Source organism: Bradyrhizobium sp. USDA 4341 (assembly GCF_054063755.1).
This window is the reverse complement of record NZ_JBSSGO010000002.1, coordinates 948,460-964,679: the sequence shown is the minus strand read 5'-3', so window position 1 is coordinate 964,679 and position 16,220 is coordinate 948,460. Positions and strand designations below refer to the sequence as shown.

General features: G+C 64.3%; 17 protein-coding genes. 15 read left to right on the top strand and 2 right to left on the bottom strand.

Annotated elements, in window-relative coordinates; genetic code table 11:
- Nucleotides 1-247 precede the first annotated feature (247 nt).
- The 4 genes from dapA to ACVIGB_RS10325 are packed head-to-tail and all read left to right on the top strand — an operon-like array spanning nucleotide 248 to nucleotide 2,735.
- Nucleotides 248-1,138, top strand: coding sequence for a 4-hydroxy-tetrahydrodipicolinate synthase (gene dapA / locus ACVIGB_RS10340; RefSeq protein WP_097673426.1), 891 nt, complete (start codon nucleotides 248-250; stop codon nucleotides 1,136-1,138).
- Between the two features lie 59 nt (nucleotides 1,139-1,197).
- Nucleotides 1,198-1,614: a large conductance mechanosensitive channel protein MscL gene (gene mscL, locus ACVIGB_RS10335; protein ID WP_456725203.1), complete on the top strand. Its 417-nt coding sequence runs from the start codon at nucleotides 1,198-1,200 to the stop codon at nucleotides 1,612-1,614.
- Nucleotide 1,615: 1 nt separating this feature from the next.
- Nucleotides 1,616-2,089, top strand: coding sequence for an SsrA-binding protein SmpB (smpB, locus tag ACVIGB_RS10330; protein ID WP_050400974.1), 474 nt, complete (start codon nucleotides 1,616-1,618; stop codon nucleotides 2,087-2,089).
- 49 nt (nucleotides 2,090-2,138) lie between these two features.
- On the top strand, nucleotides 2,139-2,735 hold the full coding sequence (locus ACVIGB_RS10325; RefSeq protein ID WP_456722757.1) for a peroxiredoxin: 597 nt from the start codon (nucleotides 2,139-2,141) through the stop codon (nucleotides 2,733-2,735).
- A gap of 41 nt (nucleotides 2,736-2,776) precedes the next feature.
- Here ACVIGB_RS10325 and ACVIGB_RS10320 read toward each other — a convergent pair whose 3' ends face one another.
- Both ACVIGB_RS10320 and ACVIGB_RS10315 read right to left on the bottom strand, forming a co-directional pair.
- Nucleotides 2,777-3,436: a uracil-DNA glycosylase gene (locus tag ACVIGB_RS10320; RefSeq protein ID WP_420964318.1), complete on the bottom strand. Its 660-nt coding sequence runs from the start codon at nucleotides 3,434-3,436 to the stop codon at nucleotides 2,777-2,779.
- Nucleotides 3,417-4,049 (bottom strand): LabA-like NYN domain-containing protein, encoded by a 633-nt coding sequence (locus ACVIGB_RS10315; RefSeq protein WP_016844002.1) that lies wholly within the window; start codon nucleotides 4,047-4,049, stop codon nucleotides 3,417-3,419. The genes ACVIGB_RS10320 and ACVIGB_RS10315 overlap by 20 nt, the downstream gene beginning before the upstream one ends.
- 360 nt (nucleotides 4,050-4,409) lie before the next feature.
- Between ACVIGB_RS10315 and rpoZ the strand changes: the two genes are divergently transcribed.
- The 11 genes from rpoZ (at nucleotide 4,410) to ACVIGB_RS10260 (ending at nucleotide 16,090) form a co-directional block, all read left to right on the top strand.
- Nucleotides 4,410-4,802, top strand: coding sequence for a DNA-directed RNA polymerase subunit omega (rpoZ, locus tag ACVIGB_RS10310; RefSeq protein WP_016844003.1), 393 nt, complete (start codon nucleotides 4,410-4,412; stop codon nucleotides 4,800-4,802).
- A gap of 216 nt (nucleotides 4,803-5,018) precedes the next feature.
- Entirely contained in the window at nucleotides 5,019-7,310 is a 2,292-nt protein-coding gene (locus tag ACVIGB_RS10305) for a RelA/SpoT family protein (RefSeq protein WP_342728702.1), read from the top strand.
- Between the two features lie 93 nt (nucleotides 7,311-7,403).
- On the top strand, nucleotides 7,404-8,177 hold the full coding sequence (locus ACVIGB_RS10300) for a pyridoxine 5'-phosphate synthase (RefSeq protein WP_456722758.1): 774 nt from the start codon (nucleotides 7,404-7,406) through the stop codon (nucleotides 8,175-8,177).
- Nucleotides 8,174-8,590, top strand: a complete 417-nt coding sequence (gene acpS / locus ACVIGB_RS10295) for a holo-ACP synthase (RefSeq protein WP_456722759.1) — start codon at nucleotides 8,174-8,176, stop codon at nucleotides 8,588-8,590. The genes ACVIGB_RS10300 and acpS overlap by 4 nt, the downstream gene beginning before the upstream one ends.
- 282 nt (nucleotides 8,591-8,872) lie before the next feature.
- Nucleotides 8,873-9,634 (top strand): signal peptidase I, encoded by a 762-nt coding sequence (lepB, locus tag ACVIGB_RS10290; protein ID WP_092114761.1) that lies wholly within the window; start codon nucleotides 8,873-8,875, stop codon nucleotides 9,632-9,634.
- Nucleotides 9,631-10,452: a ribonuclease III gene (gene rnc, locus ACVIGB_RS10285; RefSeq protein ID WP_092114760.1), complete on the top strand. Its 822-nt coding sequence runs from the start codon at nucleotides 9,631-9,633 to the stop codon at nucleotides 10,450-10,452. Before lepB ends, rnc begins: the two co-directional genes overlap by 4 nt.
- Entirely contained in the window at nucleotides 10,445-11,368 is a 924-nt protein-coding gene (era, locus tag ACVIGB_RS10280; RefSeq protein ID WP_456722760.1) for a GTPase Era, read from the top strand. Before rnc ends, era begins: the two co-directional genes overlap by 8 nt.
- 44 nt (nucleotides 11,369-11,412) lie before the next feature.
- Nucleotides 11,413-11,793 (top strand): hypothetical protein, encoded by a 381-nt coding sequence (locus tag ACVIGB_RS10275; protein WP_456722761.1) that lies wholly within the window; start codon nucleotides 11,413-11,415, stop codon nucleotides 11,791-11,793.
- A gap of 68 nt (nucleotides 11,794-11,861) precedes the next feature.
- On the top strand, nucleotides 11,862-12,611 hold the full coding sequence (gene recO / locus ACVIGB_RS10270; protein WP_456722762.1) for a DNA repair protein RecO: 750 nt from the start codon (nucleotides 11,862-11,864) through the stop codon (nucleotides 12,609-12,611).
- A 72-nt stretch (nucleotides 12,612-12,683) separates the two neighbouring features.
- The gene (gene parC, locus ACVIGB_RS10265; protein WP_456722763.1) at nucleotides 12,684-14,939 is read left to right on the top strand and encodes a DNA topoisomerase IV subunit A; all 2,256 of its coding nucleotides are present in this window, start codon (nucleotides 12,684-12,686) and stop codon (nucleotides 14,937-14,939) included.
- Nucleotides 14,940-15,112: 173 nt separating this feature from the next.
- Entirely contained in the window at nucleotides 15,113-16,090 is a 978-nt protein-coding gene (locus ACVIGB_RS10260; RefSeq protein ID WP_456722764.1) for a cation diffusion facilitator family transporter, read from the top strand.
- The last annotated feature ends 130 nt before the right edge of the window (nucleotides 16,091-16,220 follow it).

The window sequence follows — 16,220 nt, the reverse complement described above, 5'->3', positions numbered from 1 at the left end:
GAAAACGTAGACAAAATACTAAGAAGCCTGCCGGTGCGGCTGTTTGCGCCAGCACAACGGCAAAATCGCGGCTGGAGTCGCCTGGGAATAGGTTCGGTACGGCCCTTTCGCCTGCCGGTCAGACCCGATATGAATTGCCTTTCATGGCGTTTCGCATCAACCGGGTGCCGGTTGCACGGACGTGAAGCACGACAATAACAAGGGTCCGTCGACCTAGCCTTTAGCCTGAAGCGTTTGGAGGAAGTCCATGGCAGCCAAGACAAAATTCCGGGGATCATTCACTGCCTTGGTGACGCCCTTCAAAAACGGCGCGGTGGATGAGGCGGCGTTCCGCGGCCTCGTCAACTGGCAGATCGCCGAGGGCACGCACGGCCTGGTGCCGGTCGGCACCACAGGCGAGAGCCCGACGCTGAGCCATGACGAGCACAAGCGCGTGGTCGAGTGGTGCATCGAGGAGGCCAAGGGCCGGGTGCCCGTCATCGCCGGCGCCGGCTCGAATTCGACCAAGGAGGCGATCGAGCTCGCCGAGCATGCGGAGAAGGCCGGCGCCAATGCGGTGCTGGTGGTGACGCCGTACTACAACAAGCCGACCCAGGAAGGCATGTACCAGCACTTCAAGGCGATCAACGATGCGATCGGCATTCCGATCATCATCTACAACATCCCGCCGCGCTCGGTGATCGACATGTCCGTGGACACCATGACGCGGCTGTTCGAACTGAAGAATATCGCCGGCGTCAAGGACGCGACCGCGAGCATGGTGCGGGTGTCGCAGCAGCGCGCCGCCATGGGCGAGGACTTCAATCAACTGTCGGGCGAGGACGCGACCATCATCGGCTACATGGCGCATGGCGGCCATGGCTGCATCTCGGTGACCTCGAACGTCGCGCCGCGGCTGTGCTCGGAATTCCAGACCGCCTGGCAGAAGGGCGATGTCACCACGGCGCTGAAAATCCACGACAAGCTGATGCCGCTGCACACCAATTTGTTCATCGAGAGCAATCCGGCGCCGGTGAAGTATGCGATGTCGCTGCTTGGCAAGCTGGACGAGAAGCTGCGCCTGCCGATGGTGCCGGTTTCTGAATCGACCCGCCAGGCCGTCCGCAGCGCCATGGTGCATGCCGGCCTGATCAACTGAGCCTGGCCGGTACCGCCGTGAACAATGCCGTGCGCAATGTCGAAGAGAAGGGGATGGGCATGCTGAAGGAGTTCCGCGAATTCGCCATGAAGGGCAATGTCGTCGACCTCGCCGTCGGCGTCATCATCGGTGCGGCCTTCGGCGCGATCGTTACCTCGCTGGTCGGCGACATCATCATGCCGATCATCGGCGCGATCACAGGCGGACTCGATTTCTCCAACTATTTCACCGGGCTTTCCAAGGCCGTCACCGCGACCAACCTGGCCGACGCCAAGAAGCAGGGCGCGGTGCTGGCCTGGGGCAACTTCCTGACGCTGACGCTGAACTTCCTGATCATCGCCTTCGTGCTGTTCATCGTCATTCGCGCCATCAACCAGTTCAAGCGCAAGGATGAAGCCAAGCCCGCCGAGCCGCCGAAGCCGTCCGACGAGGTCGTGCTGCTGACGGAAATCCGCGACCTCCTCAAGAAGGGCTAACGTGGCCGACAAGAACGAACGTCCGATCAAGGTTGTCGCTGAAAACCGAAAGGCCCGCTTCAACTACGCCATCGAGGATACGGTCGAGGCCGGCATTTCGCTGACCGGCACCGAGGTGAAGTCGATCCGCAGCGGCAAGAGCACGATCGCGGAATCCTATGCGGATTCCAAGAACGGCGAGATTTGGCTGATCAACGCCAATATCCCCGAATATCTGCAGGCCAACCGCTTCAACCACGAGCCGAAGCGGCCGCGAAAACTCTTGCTGCATCGCAAGCAGATCAACAAGCTGCTTGGCGCCGTCGACCGCGAGGGCATGACGCTCATTCCGCTGAAGCTGTACTTCAACGAGCGCGGCCGTGCCAAACTGCTGCTTGCGGTCGCCAAGGGCAAGAAGCTGCACGACAAGCGCGAGTCCGAGAAGAAGCGCGACTGGGGCCGCGAAAAGGGCCGCCTGATGCGGGCGCGGGGCTAGGGCGTTCCGAGTGCCGTCACTGCGACGACGGCGGATGGAGATTGGTCCGATGAACCAGAGCAGCCTCACCGACGTCGACTGGAGCAAGATCCCGGCACCCGCGGACGATGGCGGCGCGGCGCATCTGACCGGCATGACGATCCCGCCGGTCCGGCTGCGCGCCACCGACGACACCTCGGTGGCGCTCTCGGCGCTCGAGGGCCGCACCGTGGTGTTCGCCTATCCGCGAACCGGCGAGCCCGGCAAGATCGGGCTGGTCGACGATTGGGACATGATCCCGGGGGCCCGCGGCTGCACGCCGCAGACCTGCGCCTTCCGCGACCTGTTCGCCGACCTGAAGGCGGCCGGCGCCGCCCAGGTGTTCGGGCTGTCGACGCAGAGCAATGCGTATCAGACCGAGATGGCGTCGCGCCTGCATCTGCCGTTCCCGGTACTGTCGGACGAAGCGCTGGAACTGACCCACGCGCTGAGATTGCCGACGATGTCGGTGGCGGGCCTGACGCTGATCAAGCGGCTTGCGCTCATCATCGACGATGCGCGCATCACGCACGTGTTCTATCCGGTGTTCCCGCCTGACCGGAATGCCGGCGACGTGCTGGAATGGCTGCAGGCCAATCCGCGGAAAGATGAGAGCGCTTCCAAGTAAAGTGGATACCGGTTCGCGAAGTGGATACCGGGAGAAGGGCGCTAGCCGAGCTCCTTGCGCACGGTCGCGAAGACCTTGCGGAACATGTCGGTCGTCAGCACGCCCGTGTTCGTGTTGTAGCGCGAGCAGTGGTAGCTGTCGTAGAGCTTGAAAGTGCCCGCGCTATGCACGGCGCCGTGCACAAAGGGCGCCGCAGCCAGACGAATATCCAGCGCCTTCAACGTAGATTCGTGCGCGATTCGCCCGAGCAGCACGATCGCGCGCAGCTTCGGCATCGTAGCGATGGTGGCGCGGAGGAATTGCCGGCAGGTATTGATCTCGGCCGGCAAGGGCTTGTTTTGCGGCGGCACGCAGCGCACCGCGTTGCTGATCCGGCAGTCCACCAGCTTCAAGCCGTCGTCCGGCCGCGCCTGATAGACGCCGCTGGCAAAGCCATATTCGAGTAAGGTCGCGTAGAGCAGATCGCCGGCGTAATCGCCGGTGAAGGGACGGCCGGTGCGGTTGGCGCCCTGCATGCCCGGCGCGAGCCCGACGATCAGCAGCCGCGCATTCGGATCGCCGAATGATTCCACCGGCGAGTTGAACCAGTCCGGGTGGAGTGTGCGGGCCTGCGCGCGAAAGTCGGCCAGCCTGACACAGAGCTGACAGTTGCTGTCGGGGCGCGTCGGTGCGGCGACGAGATTACTCGTCGAAATCGTCATCGGCTCCCCGGGGGGCCATCGTGGTCGCGCGCTGCAGGAATTGCGGGGAGTGGTGACGCGGTTCGCGCGGGGCCGGACGTTCGGACGGATCGCGGCCAAGCTTGGATTGCAGCTCGACGAGGTCGGTGAAGACGTCGGCCTGGCGGCGCAGCTCGTCGGCGATCATCGGCGGCTGGCTCGCAATGGTCGAGATGACGGTGACGCGGACGCCGCGGCGCTGGACGGCCTCGACCAGCGAGCGGAAGTCGCCGTCGCCGGAGAACAGGATCATCTGGTCGATGTGCTCGGCCAGCTCCATGGCATCGACGGCGAGCTCGATGTCCATATTGCCCTTCACCTTGCGGCGGCCGCTGGCGTCGATGAATTCCTTGGTCGCCTTGGTGACCACGGTGTAGCCGTTGTAGTCGAGCCAATCGATCAGCGGACGGATCGACGAATACTCCTGATCCTCGATGATCGCCGTGTAGTAGAACGCACGGAGCAGGGTGCCGCGACTCTGGAATTCCTTGAGGAGGCGCTTGTAGTCGATGTCGAAGCCGAGCGTCTTTGCGGTTGCGTAAAGATTGGCTCCATCGATGAAGAGCGCGATCTTGTTGGAAACAGGTGACGACATCAAAGTGTTCTCGCGTGGTTGTTAGTGTTCTTAGCGCGGCGGTGATCAACCGCGCGTAATTTCCGGCGTTGCTGCCTAAAGTTCTGTGAATCTTTCCCCACGACAGTCACCACCGCAATTATGGTGAGGCGAGGGCAAAAAGCCTAGACCTTTGACATTGCAATGAAGAGATTTACTTGTCTGGGACAGCAACCTAGCCATGTCGTCAGACGCTCCGGCCCTTCTGGCCCCGGCAGAGGGGGTTATCAGAGCCCGTTGGGAAGGCAAATCACAAATTTTACCTTGCGAAACGGGGACTAGCCCTATAACTAACCCTCATAACCTACATGTTTGGTCCCTTTTACCACGGAGCGCCTCGAGATGGCTCGCGTCACCGTCGAAGATTGCATTGATAAGGTCGATAATCGTTTCGACCTCGTCCTGTTGGCTGCGCATCGTGCCCGGATGATCTCGTCGGGATCGCAACTCACGGTTGATCGCGACAACGACAAGAACCCGGTCGTTTCGCTGCGGGAGATCGCCGATTCGACGATCTCGCCGGAGGACCTGAAAGAGGAACTCGTGCACTCCCTGCAGAAGTTCGTCGAGGTCGACGAGCCCGAGCCGGACACTGTGCCGCTGATCGGTTCCGCCGGTGCCAGCGTCGACGCCGACGACACCGAGGTCGCGGTCGAGCGCATGACCGAGGAAGAGCTGCTGAAGGGCCTCGAGGGCCTGGCGCCCCCGGAAGAGCAGCCCGAGGAAGACGAGTAAGCCCGTCGTTCGGCTCCACATCTCGGATCAATTTGCCAAAGGCCCGGACATTGCTCCGGGCCTTTGCTTTTGTTGACAATTTTGCGGTTACGGTGCGTCCTATGCGGGCGCGCGAAATTGAATGGTTCCAGGGCCCGCGCGGGGTGCTGCTTCGTTCGAAAGCGCACTAGATTGAGGAAGAAGGGACGTTCCGGTCCCGCGAGAGGCAGCGAGTTCATGGCGTATCGACGCCGCAGTTCCATCCAGATGCAGGCTGCAACCGAAACGGTCGCGGTCGCGCCGGCCTCGTCCGCGGCGGAAAGGCCGGCGAAGCCGCGGACCCGAATGATGCGACAATATGACCTTGTCGAGCGCGTCCGGTCCTATAACCCCGACACCAACGAAGACCTGCTCAACCGCGCCTACGTCTACGCCATGAAGGCGCACGGCACGCAGACGCGTGCCTCCGGCGATCCCTATTTCTCGCATCCGCTCGAGGTCGCCGCGATCCTCACCAACCTCAAGCTCGACGACGCCACGATCGTGGCGGCGCTGCTGCACGACACGATCGAGGACACCGAGGCGACGCGGGCCGAGATCGATCATGTGTTCGGCCACGAGATCGGCGCGCTGGTCGAAGGCCTGACCAAGCTGAAGCGGCTGGAGCTGGTGTCGCGCGAGGCCAAGCAGGCCGAGAATTTGCGCAAGCTGCTGCTGGCGATCGCCGACGATGTCCGCGTGCTGCTGATCAAGCTCGCCGACCGCCTGCACAACATGCGCACGCTGGAATTCGTGCCGCCGGCCTCGCGCCGCCGCATCGCCGAGGAGACGCTGGATATCTATGCGCCGCTGGCCGGCCGCATGGGTATGCAGGAGATGCGCGGGGAGCTGGAAGACCTGTCGTTCTTCGTGCTTGATCCCGAGGCCTATGCGGTGGTCAAGCAGCGGCTCGATTCACTGGCCGAGCGCAACCGCAACCTGATCGGCGAGATCGAAACCCAGCTCTCCAAGAACCTGCAGAAGAACGGCATCACCGCGCGGGTGTTCGGCCGCCGCAAGCAGCCGTTTTCGATCTGGACCAAGATGGAGCGCAAGTCGGTCGGCTTCGAGCAGCTGTCCGACATCTACGGCTTCCGCGTCATCCTCGACGATGTCGGCGCCTGCTACCGCGCGCTCGGCATTGTCCACACCACCTGGCCGGTCGTGCCGGGCCGCTTCAAGGATTACATCTCGACGCCGAAGCAGAACGACTACCGGTCGATCCACACCACCGTGATCGGTCCGGGCAAGCAGCGCGTCGAGTTGCAGATCCGCACCGAGGAGATGAACCAGATCGCCGAGTTCGGCATCGCCGCGCATGCGTTCTACAAGGAAGGGGCGGGCTCTCCGCATGAGCGGCTGAAGCACGAGTCCAACGCCTTCGCCTGGCTGCGCCACACCATCGGCATCCTCTCGGAGAGCTCCAATCCCGAGGAATTCCTCGAGCACACCAAGCTCGAGCTATTCCACGACCAGGTGTTCTGCTTCACGCCAAAGGGCAAGCTGATCGCGCTGCCGCGCAACGCCAACGTGATCGATTTCGCCTATGCCGTGCACACCGGTGTCGGCAACAGCGCGGTCGGCTGCAAGATCAACGGCAAGTTCGCGCCGCTGTCCTCCGAGCTGCAGAATGGCGACGAGGTCGAGGTGCTGACCTCGAAGGCGCAGTCAGCGCCGCCGTCGGCCTGGGAAGCGCTCGCCCGCACCGGCAAGGCGCGCGCCGCGATCCGGCGTGCCACCCGCGATGCGGTGCGCGACCAGTATGCCGGCCTCGGCCGCCGCATCGTCGACCGCCTGTTTGCCCGCGCCAAGATCGAATATGCCGACGACAAGCTGAAGGGCGCCTTGCCGCGGCTCGCCCGCACCTCGATCGAGGACGTGATGGCCTCCGTTGGACGCGGCGAGATCAAGGCCTCCGACGTCGCGCGCGCGATGTATCCCGACTACAAGGAAGAGCGGATGGTGCGCTATGGCGCCAAGAAGGGGCTCGCCGCCAAGCTGAAGACGCAGACCCCGCCGCATCCGGCGCGCGCCACCTCGGTGATCCCGGTGCGCGGCATCAATTCCGAGCTGCCGGTGAAGTTCGCGCCGAACGGCGGTGCCGTGCCGGGCGATCGGATCGTCGGCATCGTTACGGCGGGTGAGGGGATCACGATCTACCCGATCCAGTCGCCGGCGCTGAAGGATTTCGAGGAGGAGCCGGAGCGCTGGCTCGACGTGCGCTGGGACATCGACGAGACCATGCCGCAGCGCTTCCCCGCGCGCATCCTCGTCCACAATGTCAACGAGCCGGGCAGCCTCGCCCAGATCGCGACCGTGATCGCCGAGCATGACGGCAATATCGACAACATCCACATGTCGCGCCAATCGCCTGACTTCACGGAGCTGACCATCGATCTTGAGGTCTATGACCTCAAGCATCTCAGCGCTATCATCGCGCAGTTGCGCGCCAAGGCCGTCGTTGCACGGGTCGAACGCGTCAATGGGTAAAGATGCATGTGCAGGGCATAGGCGAGCGGAAGCGACGCCCTCCTTCGGACGGCTATGGCCGCGCATGACAGGCTAGAATTGCAGGTTAGAGACATGTCAAAGGCTGCTCCGCTCCGTCTCGGTATCAATGTCGATCACGTCGCGACCCTGCGCAATGCGCGGGGCGGGGCGCGGCCCGATCCGGTCCGGCTGGCGCTTGCCGCGATCGCGGCCGGCGCCGACGGCATCACCGCGCATTTGCGCGAGGATCGCCGTCATATCCGCGACGAGGACATGGCGCGGCTCAAGGCCGAGATCTCCAAGCCGCTGAATTTCGAGATGGCGGCGACCGACGACATGCTGCGGATTTCGCTCGCCACCAAGCCGCATGCGGTTTGCCTGGTGCCGGAACGGCGCCAGGAGCTCACCACCGAAGGCGGCCTCGACGTGGTCGGCCAGCACAATGCGCTGGCGCCGTTCATCGCGCGGCTCAACGATGCCGGCATCCGGGTCTCGCTGTTCATCGCCGCCGATCCCAGGCAGATCGAGATGGCCGCGCAGCTGAAGGCGCCCGTGATCGAGATCCACACCGGCGGCTGGTGCGACGCCGTGGTCGACGGTCACAAGGACAAGGTGGAGGCCGAGTGGAACCGCATCGTCGCCGGCGCCAAGCTCGCGCAGACGGCCGGGCTCGAGGTCCATGCCGGCCACGGGCTCGATTATGAGACCGCGGAGACGATCTCCGCGCTGCCCGAAATCCGCGAGCTCAACATCGGCTACTTCATGATGGGCGAGGCGCTGTTCGTCGGCATCGCCGCTACGGTGCGCGAGATGCGTGCGGCGATGGACCGCGGCCGTGCCAGGGCGCAAGGTGCCGTCAGCGCATGATCATCGGCATTGGCTCCGACCTGATCGACATCACCCGGATTGCGAAGGTGATCGAGCGGCACGGTGAGCGCTTCCTCGATCGCATCTTCACCGACGCCGAGCGCGCCAAGGCGATACGCCGCGCCAACAGCGAGAAGATGGTGGTCGCAACCTACGCCAAGCGGTTCGCCGCGAAGGAGGCCTGCTCCAAGGCACTCGGCACCGGGATCCGGCGCGGGGTGTGGTGGAAGGACATGGGGGTGGTGAACCTGCCGGGAGGGCGGCCGTCGATGCTGCTGACCGGCGGGGCGCTGGCCCGGCTCCAGGAGCTGACGCCCGAAGGCATGCAGGCGCAGATCGACCTTTCGATCACGGACGATTGGCCGCTGGCACAGGCCTTCGTCATAATTTCGGCGGTTGCTCCCGCCAGATGAGCGCGCGGCGCCGGAATTTGCCAGAAAACTTCAGCAAACTAAAAAATCATTGACATTTCAATGAATTGCGAAGTTTTGAGGCGGCGATTGATTGCGCCCCTGCGAACAACCGTCTAAAACGCCGCAGGGTATCGAGCGAGACGCGGATTCCAGGTTTAGGCCGGAATTTGCCCTCAAGATCAGAATCAAGGCCATTTTCCTCACGCGGGGGTCGAACGCTTCGCGTGGAGAGAACGTTCTGCCACCGCGTGGGCATCAGGGCCCGCGGGAATTGGGAAAGCAATGAGCGCGACCACCGGGACCAAATCTGAGAGCGGCTTGGGCGAGACCATCCGTGTCGTCATCCATGCCCTTCTGATCGCGCTCGTCATCCGCACCTTCCTGTTCCAGCCGTTCAACATCCCCTCGGGGTCGATGAAGGCGACGCTCCTGGTCGGCGACTACCTGTTCGTCTCGAAATATTCCTATGGCTACAGCCACTATTCGATCCCGTTTTCGCCGAACATCTTCTCGGGGCGTATCTTCGGCTCGGAGCCGAACCGCGGCGACATCGTGGTGTTCCGCCTGCCGCGGGATGACTCCACCGACTACATCAAGCGTGTCATCGGGCTGCCGGGCGATCGCATCGAGGTCCGGAACGGGCTGCTCTACATCAACGATGAGCCGATCAAGCGCGAGCGGCTGAGCGATTTCGTCGGCGAGGATCCCTGCGGCTCGGCGGATGCCACCGCCCGGGTCAAGCGCTGGAAGGAAACGCTGCCGAACGGCGTCAGCTATGAGTCGCTCGACTGCACCGACAACAGCTACATGGACAACACCATCGTCTACACCGTTCCGCCCGGGCATTTCTTCATGATGGGCGACAACCGCGACAACTCCACCGACAGCCGCTTTCTGTCGCAGGTCGGCTACGTGCCGTTTGAGAACATCATCGGGCGTGCCCAGATGATCTTCTTCTCGATCGCCGAGGGCGAGCAGGCCTGGATGATCTGGCGCTGGCCGTTCGCCGTGCGGTGGAACCGCCTATTCTCCATCGTGCGATGAACGACGATACCGCAGCCATCAACGATCAAGCGCCCACCGGCGAGCCGAGCCAGACGCCCGCCGCCGAAAGCACGGCCGCGCCGAAGAAGCGGCGCACCAAGGCCGCCAGGGCGGCTGAAGAGAAGGCCGCGATCGCCGGCACCGAGGCGCGGATCGGGTATACGTTCTCGGATGCCGCACTGCTGACCACCGCGTTCACCCACGTCTCCGCGCTGAAGCCCGCCACCCGCAACCGCGCCGACAGCTACCAGCGGCTGGAATTCCTCGGCGACCACGTGCTCGGGCTGATCGTGTCCGACATGCTGTTCCGGGCGTTCCCGAAGGCCGACGAGGGCGAATTGTCGAAGCGGCTCGCCGATCTCGTGCGCAAGGAGAGCTGCGCCGACGTCGCCAAGTCGCTCGGGCTGCTCGAGGACATCAAGCTCGGCATGGTGAAGGCGGTCGAGGGCGCACGGCTGCGCAAATCCGTGCTCGGCGATATCTGCGAAGCGGTGATCGGGGCGATCTTTCTCGACGGCGGCTACGAGGCCGCACGCCAGTTCGTCGAGCGCAATTGGACCGAGCGGATGCACAAGCTGCGCCGGCCGCTGCGCGATCCCAAGACCGTGTTGCAGGAATGGGCGCAAGGCAAGGGATTGCCGACTCCGGTCTATCGCGAGGTCGAACGCACCGGCCCGCACCACGATCCACAATTCCGCGTTGCGGTTGACCTGCCGGGCCTAGCCTCCGCCGAGGGCCTCGGGGGCAACAAGCGCGCGGCCGAGAAAGCAGCAGCATCCGCGATGATCGAGCGTGAAGGCGTCGGTACCAATGACTGACGAACCCAACGGGCAAGGAGACGCGACGCGCTGTGGCTTCGTCGCGCTGATCGGTGCGCCCAATGTCGGCAAGTCGACGCTGGTCAACGCGCTGGTGGGCTCCAAGGTCACCATCGTTTCGCGCAAGGTGCAGACCACGCGCGCGCTGATCCGCGGCATCGTGATCGAGGGCAACGCGCAGATCATCCTGGTCGATACGCCCGGCATCTTCGCGCCGCGGCGCCGGCTCGACCGGGCCATGGTGTCGACCGCCTGGAGCGGCGCCCACGACGCCGATCTCGTCTGTGTGCTGCTCGACGCGAAGTCGGGCATCGACGAGGAGGCCAATGCGATCCTCGCCAAGCTCGAAACCGTCGCGCATCCGAAGATCCTGGTGCTGAACAAGGTCGACCTCGTGCAGCGCGAGAAGCTGCTGGCGCTGGCGCAGGCCGCCAACGAGCGGATGCGCTTCGAGCACACTTTCATGATCTCGGCGCTGTCGGGCGACGGCGTTGCCGATCTGCGCACGGCGCTGGCCAAGCTGGTGCCGGCGGGACCGTTCCTCTATCCCGAGGACCAGATGTCGGATGCGCCGATGCGGCATCTGGCGGCCGAGATCACCCGCGAGAAGATCTACAGCCATTTGCATCAGGAATTGCCGTACCAGTCGACGGTCGAGACCGACAGCTGGACCGACCGCAAGGACAAATCGATCCGCATCGAGCAGACGATCTTTGTCGAGCGCGAGAGCCAGCGCAAGATCGTGCTCGGCAAGGGCGGCGCCACCATCAAGTCGATCGGCGCGCAGGCGCGTGCCGAGATCGCCGAGATCATGGGCGTGCCTGTACACCTGTTCCTGTTCGTCAAGGTGCGCGAGAATTGGGGCGACGATCCCGACCGCTACAAGGAAATGGGACTGGATTTCCCCAAGGAATGAGCCGGCGCTTGAACGTGCCCAGAGCAATGAGCGTGCCCAAAGCAATGAATGTGCCCAGAAATGTGCTATGGTTTGAGGTGCTGCTCTATCTGTCGCTGACGCTCGACGCGTTGTCGGTGGCGTTCCAGGACCGCACGCCGACCGACGTGAGGACCGATCAGATGATCACCGGCGAGACGCTGACCGCCGGCTGCATGATCCTGCTGCTGGTGTATTTCGTCCGGCTTGCGGCGCAGCACCGCAAGAACTGGCCGCGCTGGGCGCTGGGTGCGATGCTGGTGTTGTCGGTGATCTCGCTGGTGCAGGTGATCGGCGAGAAGGGCCTGGAGCTCGACAGCGCCATCGAGGTGGTGTCCTGCCTCCTGACCACGGCCGGGCTCTATTACTCCTTCACCGGCGACGCACGGGGCTGGTTCAACGCGTAGCGGATCGCCCCGGAATGACGCATCGAGATGGCTGCGTTCATCCTCAAAATCCTGATAGACTTTCGACCATGGAATGGACCGATGAAGGCATCGTGCTGGGCGTACGGCGGCATGGCGAATCCTCCGCCATCGTCGAGCTCTTGACGCGCGAGCACGGCCGTCATCTCGGCCTGGTGCGCGGCGGTGCCAGCTCGCGGATGCGGCCGCTGCTGCAGCCCGGCAACAGCGTCACGGCGGTGTGGCGGGCGCGGCTCGACGAGCATCTCGGCATGTACACGCTGGAAGGCACGCGGCTGCGGGCGGCGACGCTGCTCGCCTCGTCGCACGCGGTCTATGGCGTGACCCATCTGGCGGCGCTGGCCCGGCTGCTGCCGGAGCGCGATCCGCATGAAGACATCTACGAGATGCTGCAGGGGACGCTCGACGATTTCGACGATGCCGGCGTCGCGGCGGTGCACTTGATCCGGTTTGAGCTCGCCATGCTCACCGAGCTCGGCTTCGGGCTCGACCTGGAAAACTGCGCGGCGACCGGAGAGACCACCGACCTGATCTACGTGTCGCCGAAATCCGGGGGCGCCGTGTCCCGCGCCGCCGGCGAGCCGTGGCGCGACCGGCTGTTGCCGCTGCCGGCGTTCCTGCGCGAAGGCGAGAGCGGCGCCAACAGCTGGTCGGAGCAGGACCTGCGCGACGGTTTCCTGATCACCGGCCTGTTCCTGCTCCGCCACGTGCTGGAGCCCCGCGGTCAGGGCCATTCCGACGCCCGCGACGGGTTTATCAACGCCGTGACCAGGCCGCGAAGCCGAACGGCGGTTCCGTAAGGCCGATTCGGACCCTAAATTCCCGGTGATTCGCGGCTTGCCCGATTCACCGCCAAGGTTTAACGCCTCCCCATGGGAAAACGACAGGTACCGCCGGAAAAGCCGGCCGAAATTCACGAGGTGCCGCTGCGTGATGCGCTCGAGGAGCGCTATCTCGCCTATGCGCTCTCGACCATCATGCATCGTGCGCTGCCGGATGCCCGCGACGGGCTGAAGCCGGTACACCGGCGCATCCTCTACGGCATGGACCTGCTCGGGCTCGACCCGCGCGCGGCATTCAAGAAGTCGGCGAAGATCGTCGGCGACGTGATGGGCTCGTTCCATCCGCATGGCGACCAGGCCATTTATGACGCCATGGTTCGCCTCGCGCAGGATTTCTCCTCGCGCTACCCGCTGGTCGACGGCCAGGGCAATTTCGGCAATATCGACGGCGATAATCCGGCCGCCTACCGCTACACCGAAGCGCGCATGACCGAGGTCGCGCGGCTGCTGCTCGAAGGTATCGACGAGGACGGTGTTGAATTCCGCGCCAATTACGACGGGCAGACGAAAGAGCCGGTGGTGCTGCCGGGCGGCTTCCCGAACCTGCTCGCCAACGGTGCGCAGGGCATCGCGGTCGGCATGGCGACCTCGATCCCGCCGCACAACGCGGCCGAGCTCTGCGACGCCGCGCTGCATCTGATCGAGAAGCCCGACGCCAAGTCGAAGGCGCTGCTGAAATGGGTCAAGGGCCCGGACTTCCCGACCGGCGGCACCGTCGTCGATTCCAAGGAAGCGATCGTCGAGGCGTACACGACGGGGCGCGGCTCGTTCCGCACCCGCGCGCGCTGGTCGGTGGAGGAGGGCGCCCGCGGCGCCTGGGTGGTCGTCGTCACCGAAATCCCGTGGCTGGTGCAGAAGTCGCGTATGCACGAGAAGATCTCGGAGCTCATCGACCAGAAGAAGCTGCCGCTGGTCGGCGACGTGCGCGATGAATCCGCGGAGGACGTCCGCTTCGTCATCGAACCGAAGTCGCGCACCGTCGATCCGGCGCTGATGATGGAATCGCTGTTTCGGCTGACCGAGCTGGAAAGCAAGATCTCGCTGAACCTGAACGTGCTGATCAAGGGCCGCATCCCGAAGGTGGTCGGCCTTGCCGAGTGCCTGCGCGAATGGCTCGACCATCTGCGCGACGTGCTGGTCCGCCGTTCGAATTTCCGCAAGACGCAGATCGAACACCGGCTGGAAGTGCTGGGCGGCCACCTCGTCGCCTATCTGAACCTCGACAAGGTGATCAAGATCATCCGCACCGAGGACGAGCCGAAGCCGGTCTTGATGAAGACCTTCAACCTCACAGACGTCCAGGCCGACGCCATCCTTAACATGCGCCTGCGCAATCTGCGCCGCCTGGAGGAGATGGAGATCCGCACCGAGGACAAGGATCTGCGCAAGGAGCTGAAGGGCATCGAAGGCCTGCTCGGCTCCGAGACCGAGCAATGGGCCAAGGTCAGCGATCAGGTCCGCAAGGTCCGCGATATCTTCGGACCCAAGACCCCGCTCGGCAAGCGCCGCACTACCTTCGCCGATGCGCCCGAGCATGATCTCGCCGCGATCGAGGAAGCCCTGGTCGAGCGCGAGCCGTGCACCGTCGTGATCTCCGAGAAGGGCTGGGTGCGGACGCTGAAGGGCCATGTCGAGGATCTGTCGGGGCTCGCTTTCAAGACCGACGACAAGCTCGAGCACTCGTTCTTTGCCGAGACCACCTCGAAGTTGCTGCTGTTCGCCACCAACGGCAAGTTCTACTCGCTCGATGTCGCCAAGCTGCCGGGCGGCCGCGGCCATGGCGAGCCGATCCGCATGTTCATCGACCTCGAGCAGGACGCCGCGATCATCTCGCTGTTCGTCAACAAGGGCCAGCGCAAGTTCCTGATCGCCAGCAGCGAGGGACAGGGTTTCGTCGTCAAGGAAGAGGACTGCGTCGGCAATACCCGCAAGGGCAAGCAGGTGCTCAATGTCGAGATGCCGAACGAGGCCCGTGCGATCACGACCGTGAACGGCGACACCGTCGCCGTGATCGGCACCAACCACAAGATGGTGCTGTTCGGTCTCGACCAGGTGCCGGAGATGGCGCGGGGCCGCGGCGTTCGGCTGCAGAAATACAGCAGCTCGGAGCTGTCCGATGTCGCCGTGTTCGATTCCAAGGCCGGCCTGACCTGGAAGGATTCCGCCGGCCGCGAGCACAGCATGACCTTGAAGGAACTGGCCGACTGGCGCGGCAACCGCGCCGACGCCGGCCGGCTCGCCCATGGCCTGCCGAAGTCGAACAAGTTCAATCGCGGCGTGGAGTAGCGGTGTTGTAGCCCGGATGAAGCGAAGCGAAATCCGGGGCCGCTGTCGCGTTTGGCAACGATCCCGGATGCGCTGCGCTCCATCCGGGCTACGCCGTTCGACAGCCGCGGTGTGATAGTATCCACATTTCACCGCGCTATAACCGTCGCCGACGATATCGGGCGACGGTTGCCATGGCGCATAATCACGACCACGACCATGACCACAGCGGTCATTCTCACGGACATTCCCATGCCGAGCACGCTCACGCCGGGCATTCCCATGCCGGGCACAGCCACGCGCCCGACAGTTTCGGTACCGCCTTTGCGGTCGGCGCGTCGCTGAACACCGCCTTCGTCATCGCCGAGCTGATCTTCGGCTATTCCGCCAACTCGCTGGCGCTGGTCTCCGACGCCGTTCACAATCTCTCCGACGTCATCGCGCTGCTGCTGGCCTGGGGCGGGGCGTGGCTCGCCGGCCGGCGCCCTACCGACACCCACACCTATGGCTATCGTCGTGCCTCGATCCTGGCGGCGCTGTTCAATGCCGGGCTGCTGTTGATTGCGGTCGGCGGCATCGCCGTCGAGGCGATCAACCGCTTCCGCGAGCCGGCCGAAGTCGCAAGCTGGACCGTGGTCTGGGTCGCGGCGCTCGGCATCCTGATCAATGGCGCCACGGCGCTGCTGTTCATGCGCGGCCGCGACAGCGACCTCAATGTGCGCGGCGCCTATCTGCATATGGCGGCGGATGCCGGCGTCTCGTTCGGCGTCGTGATCGCGGCGCTGCTGATCATGGCGACCGGCTGGCAGTGGCTCGATCCGGCGATCAGCCTGGTCATCGCCGTGGTGGTGCTACTGAGCGGCTGGGAGCTTGCCCGCGACAGCGTCAACCTCGCGCTCGACGCGGTGCCGAGGGGCATCGATCTCAAGCAGGTGAGGGACTATCTCGGCGCGCTCGAGGGCGTCACCGAGGTGCACGATTTGCACATCTGGGCGATGAGCACCAGCGAGACCGCGTTAACCGCACACCTGGTGCGGCCCGGCGGACATGACGATGTCTTCCTGCATCGCGCCTGCGCCGAGCTGTCGGAGCGATTCAGCATCCACCACGCGACCCTGCAGGTCGAGATCAGCAGCGAGACCTGCCGGCTGGCGCCGGCGGAAATGGTCTAGCCCGCGGCGAGACTCACTCGCGTTCAATTGATCGATCGACCCATGTCCGTGTCTTCCACGGCTGCCGATGAGGCGGCACATTGCGGCCGCGCGCGTTGAGCGGGCGCGATCAATGGAGGGCAGCGTGAAG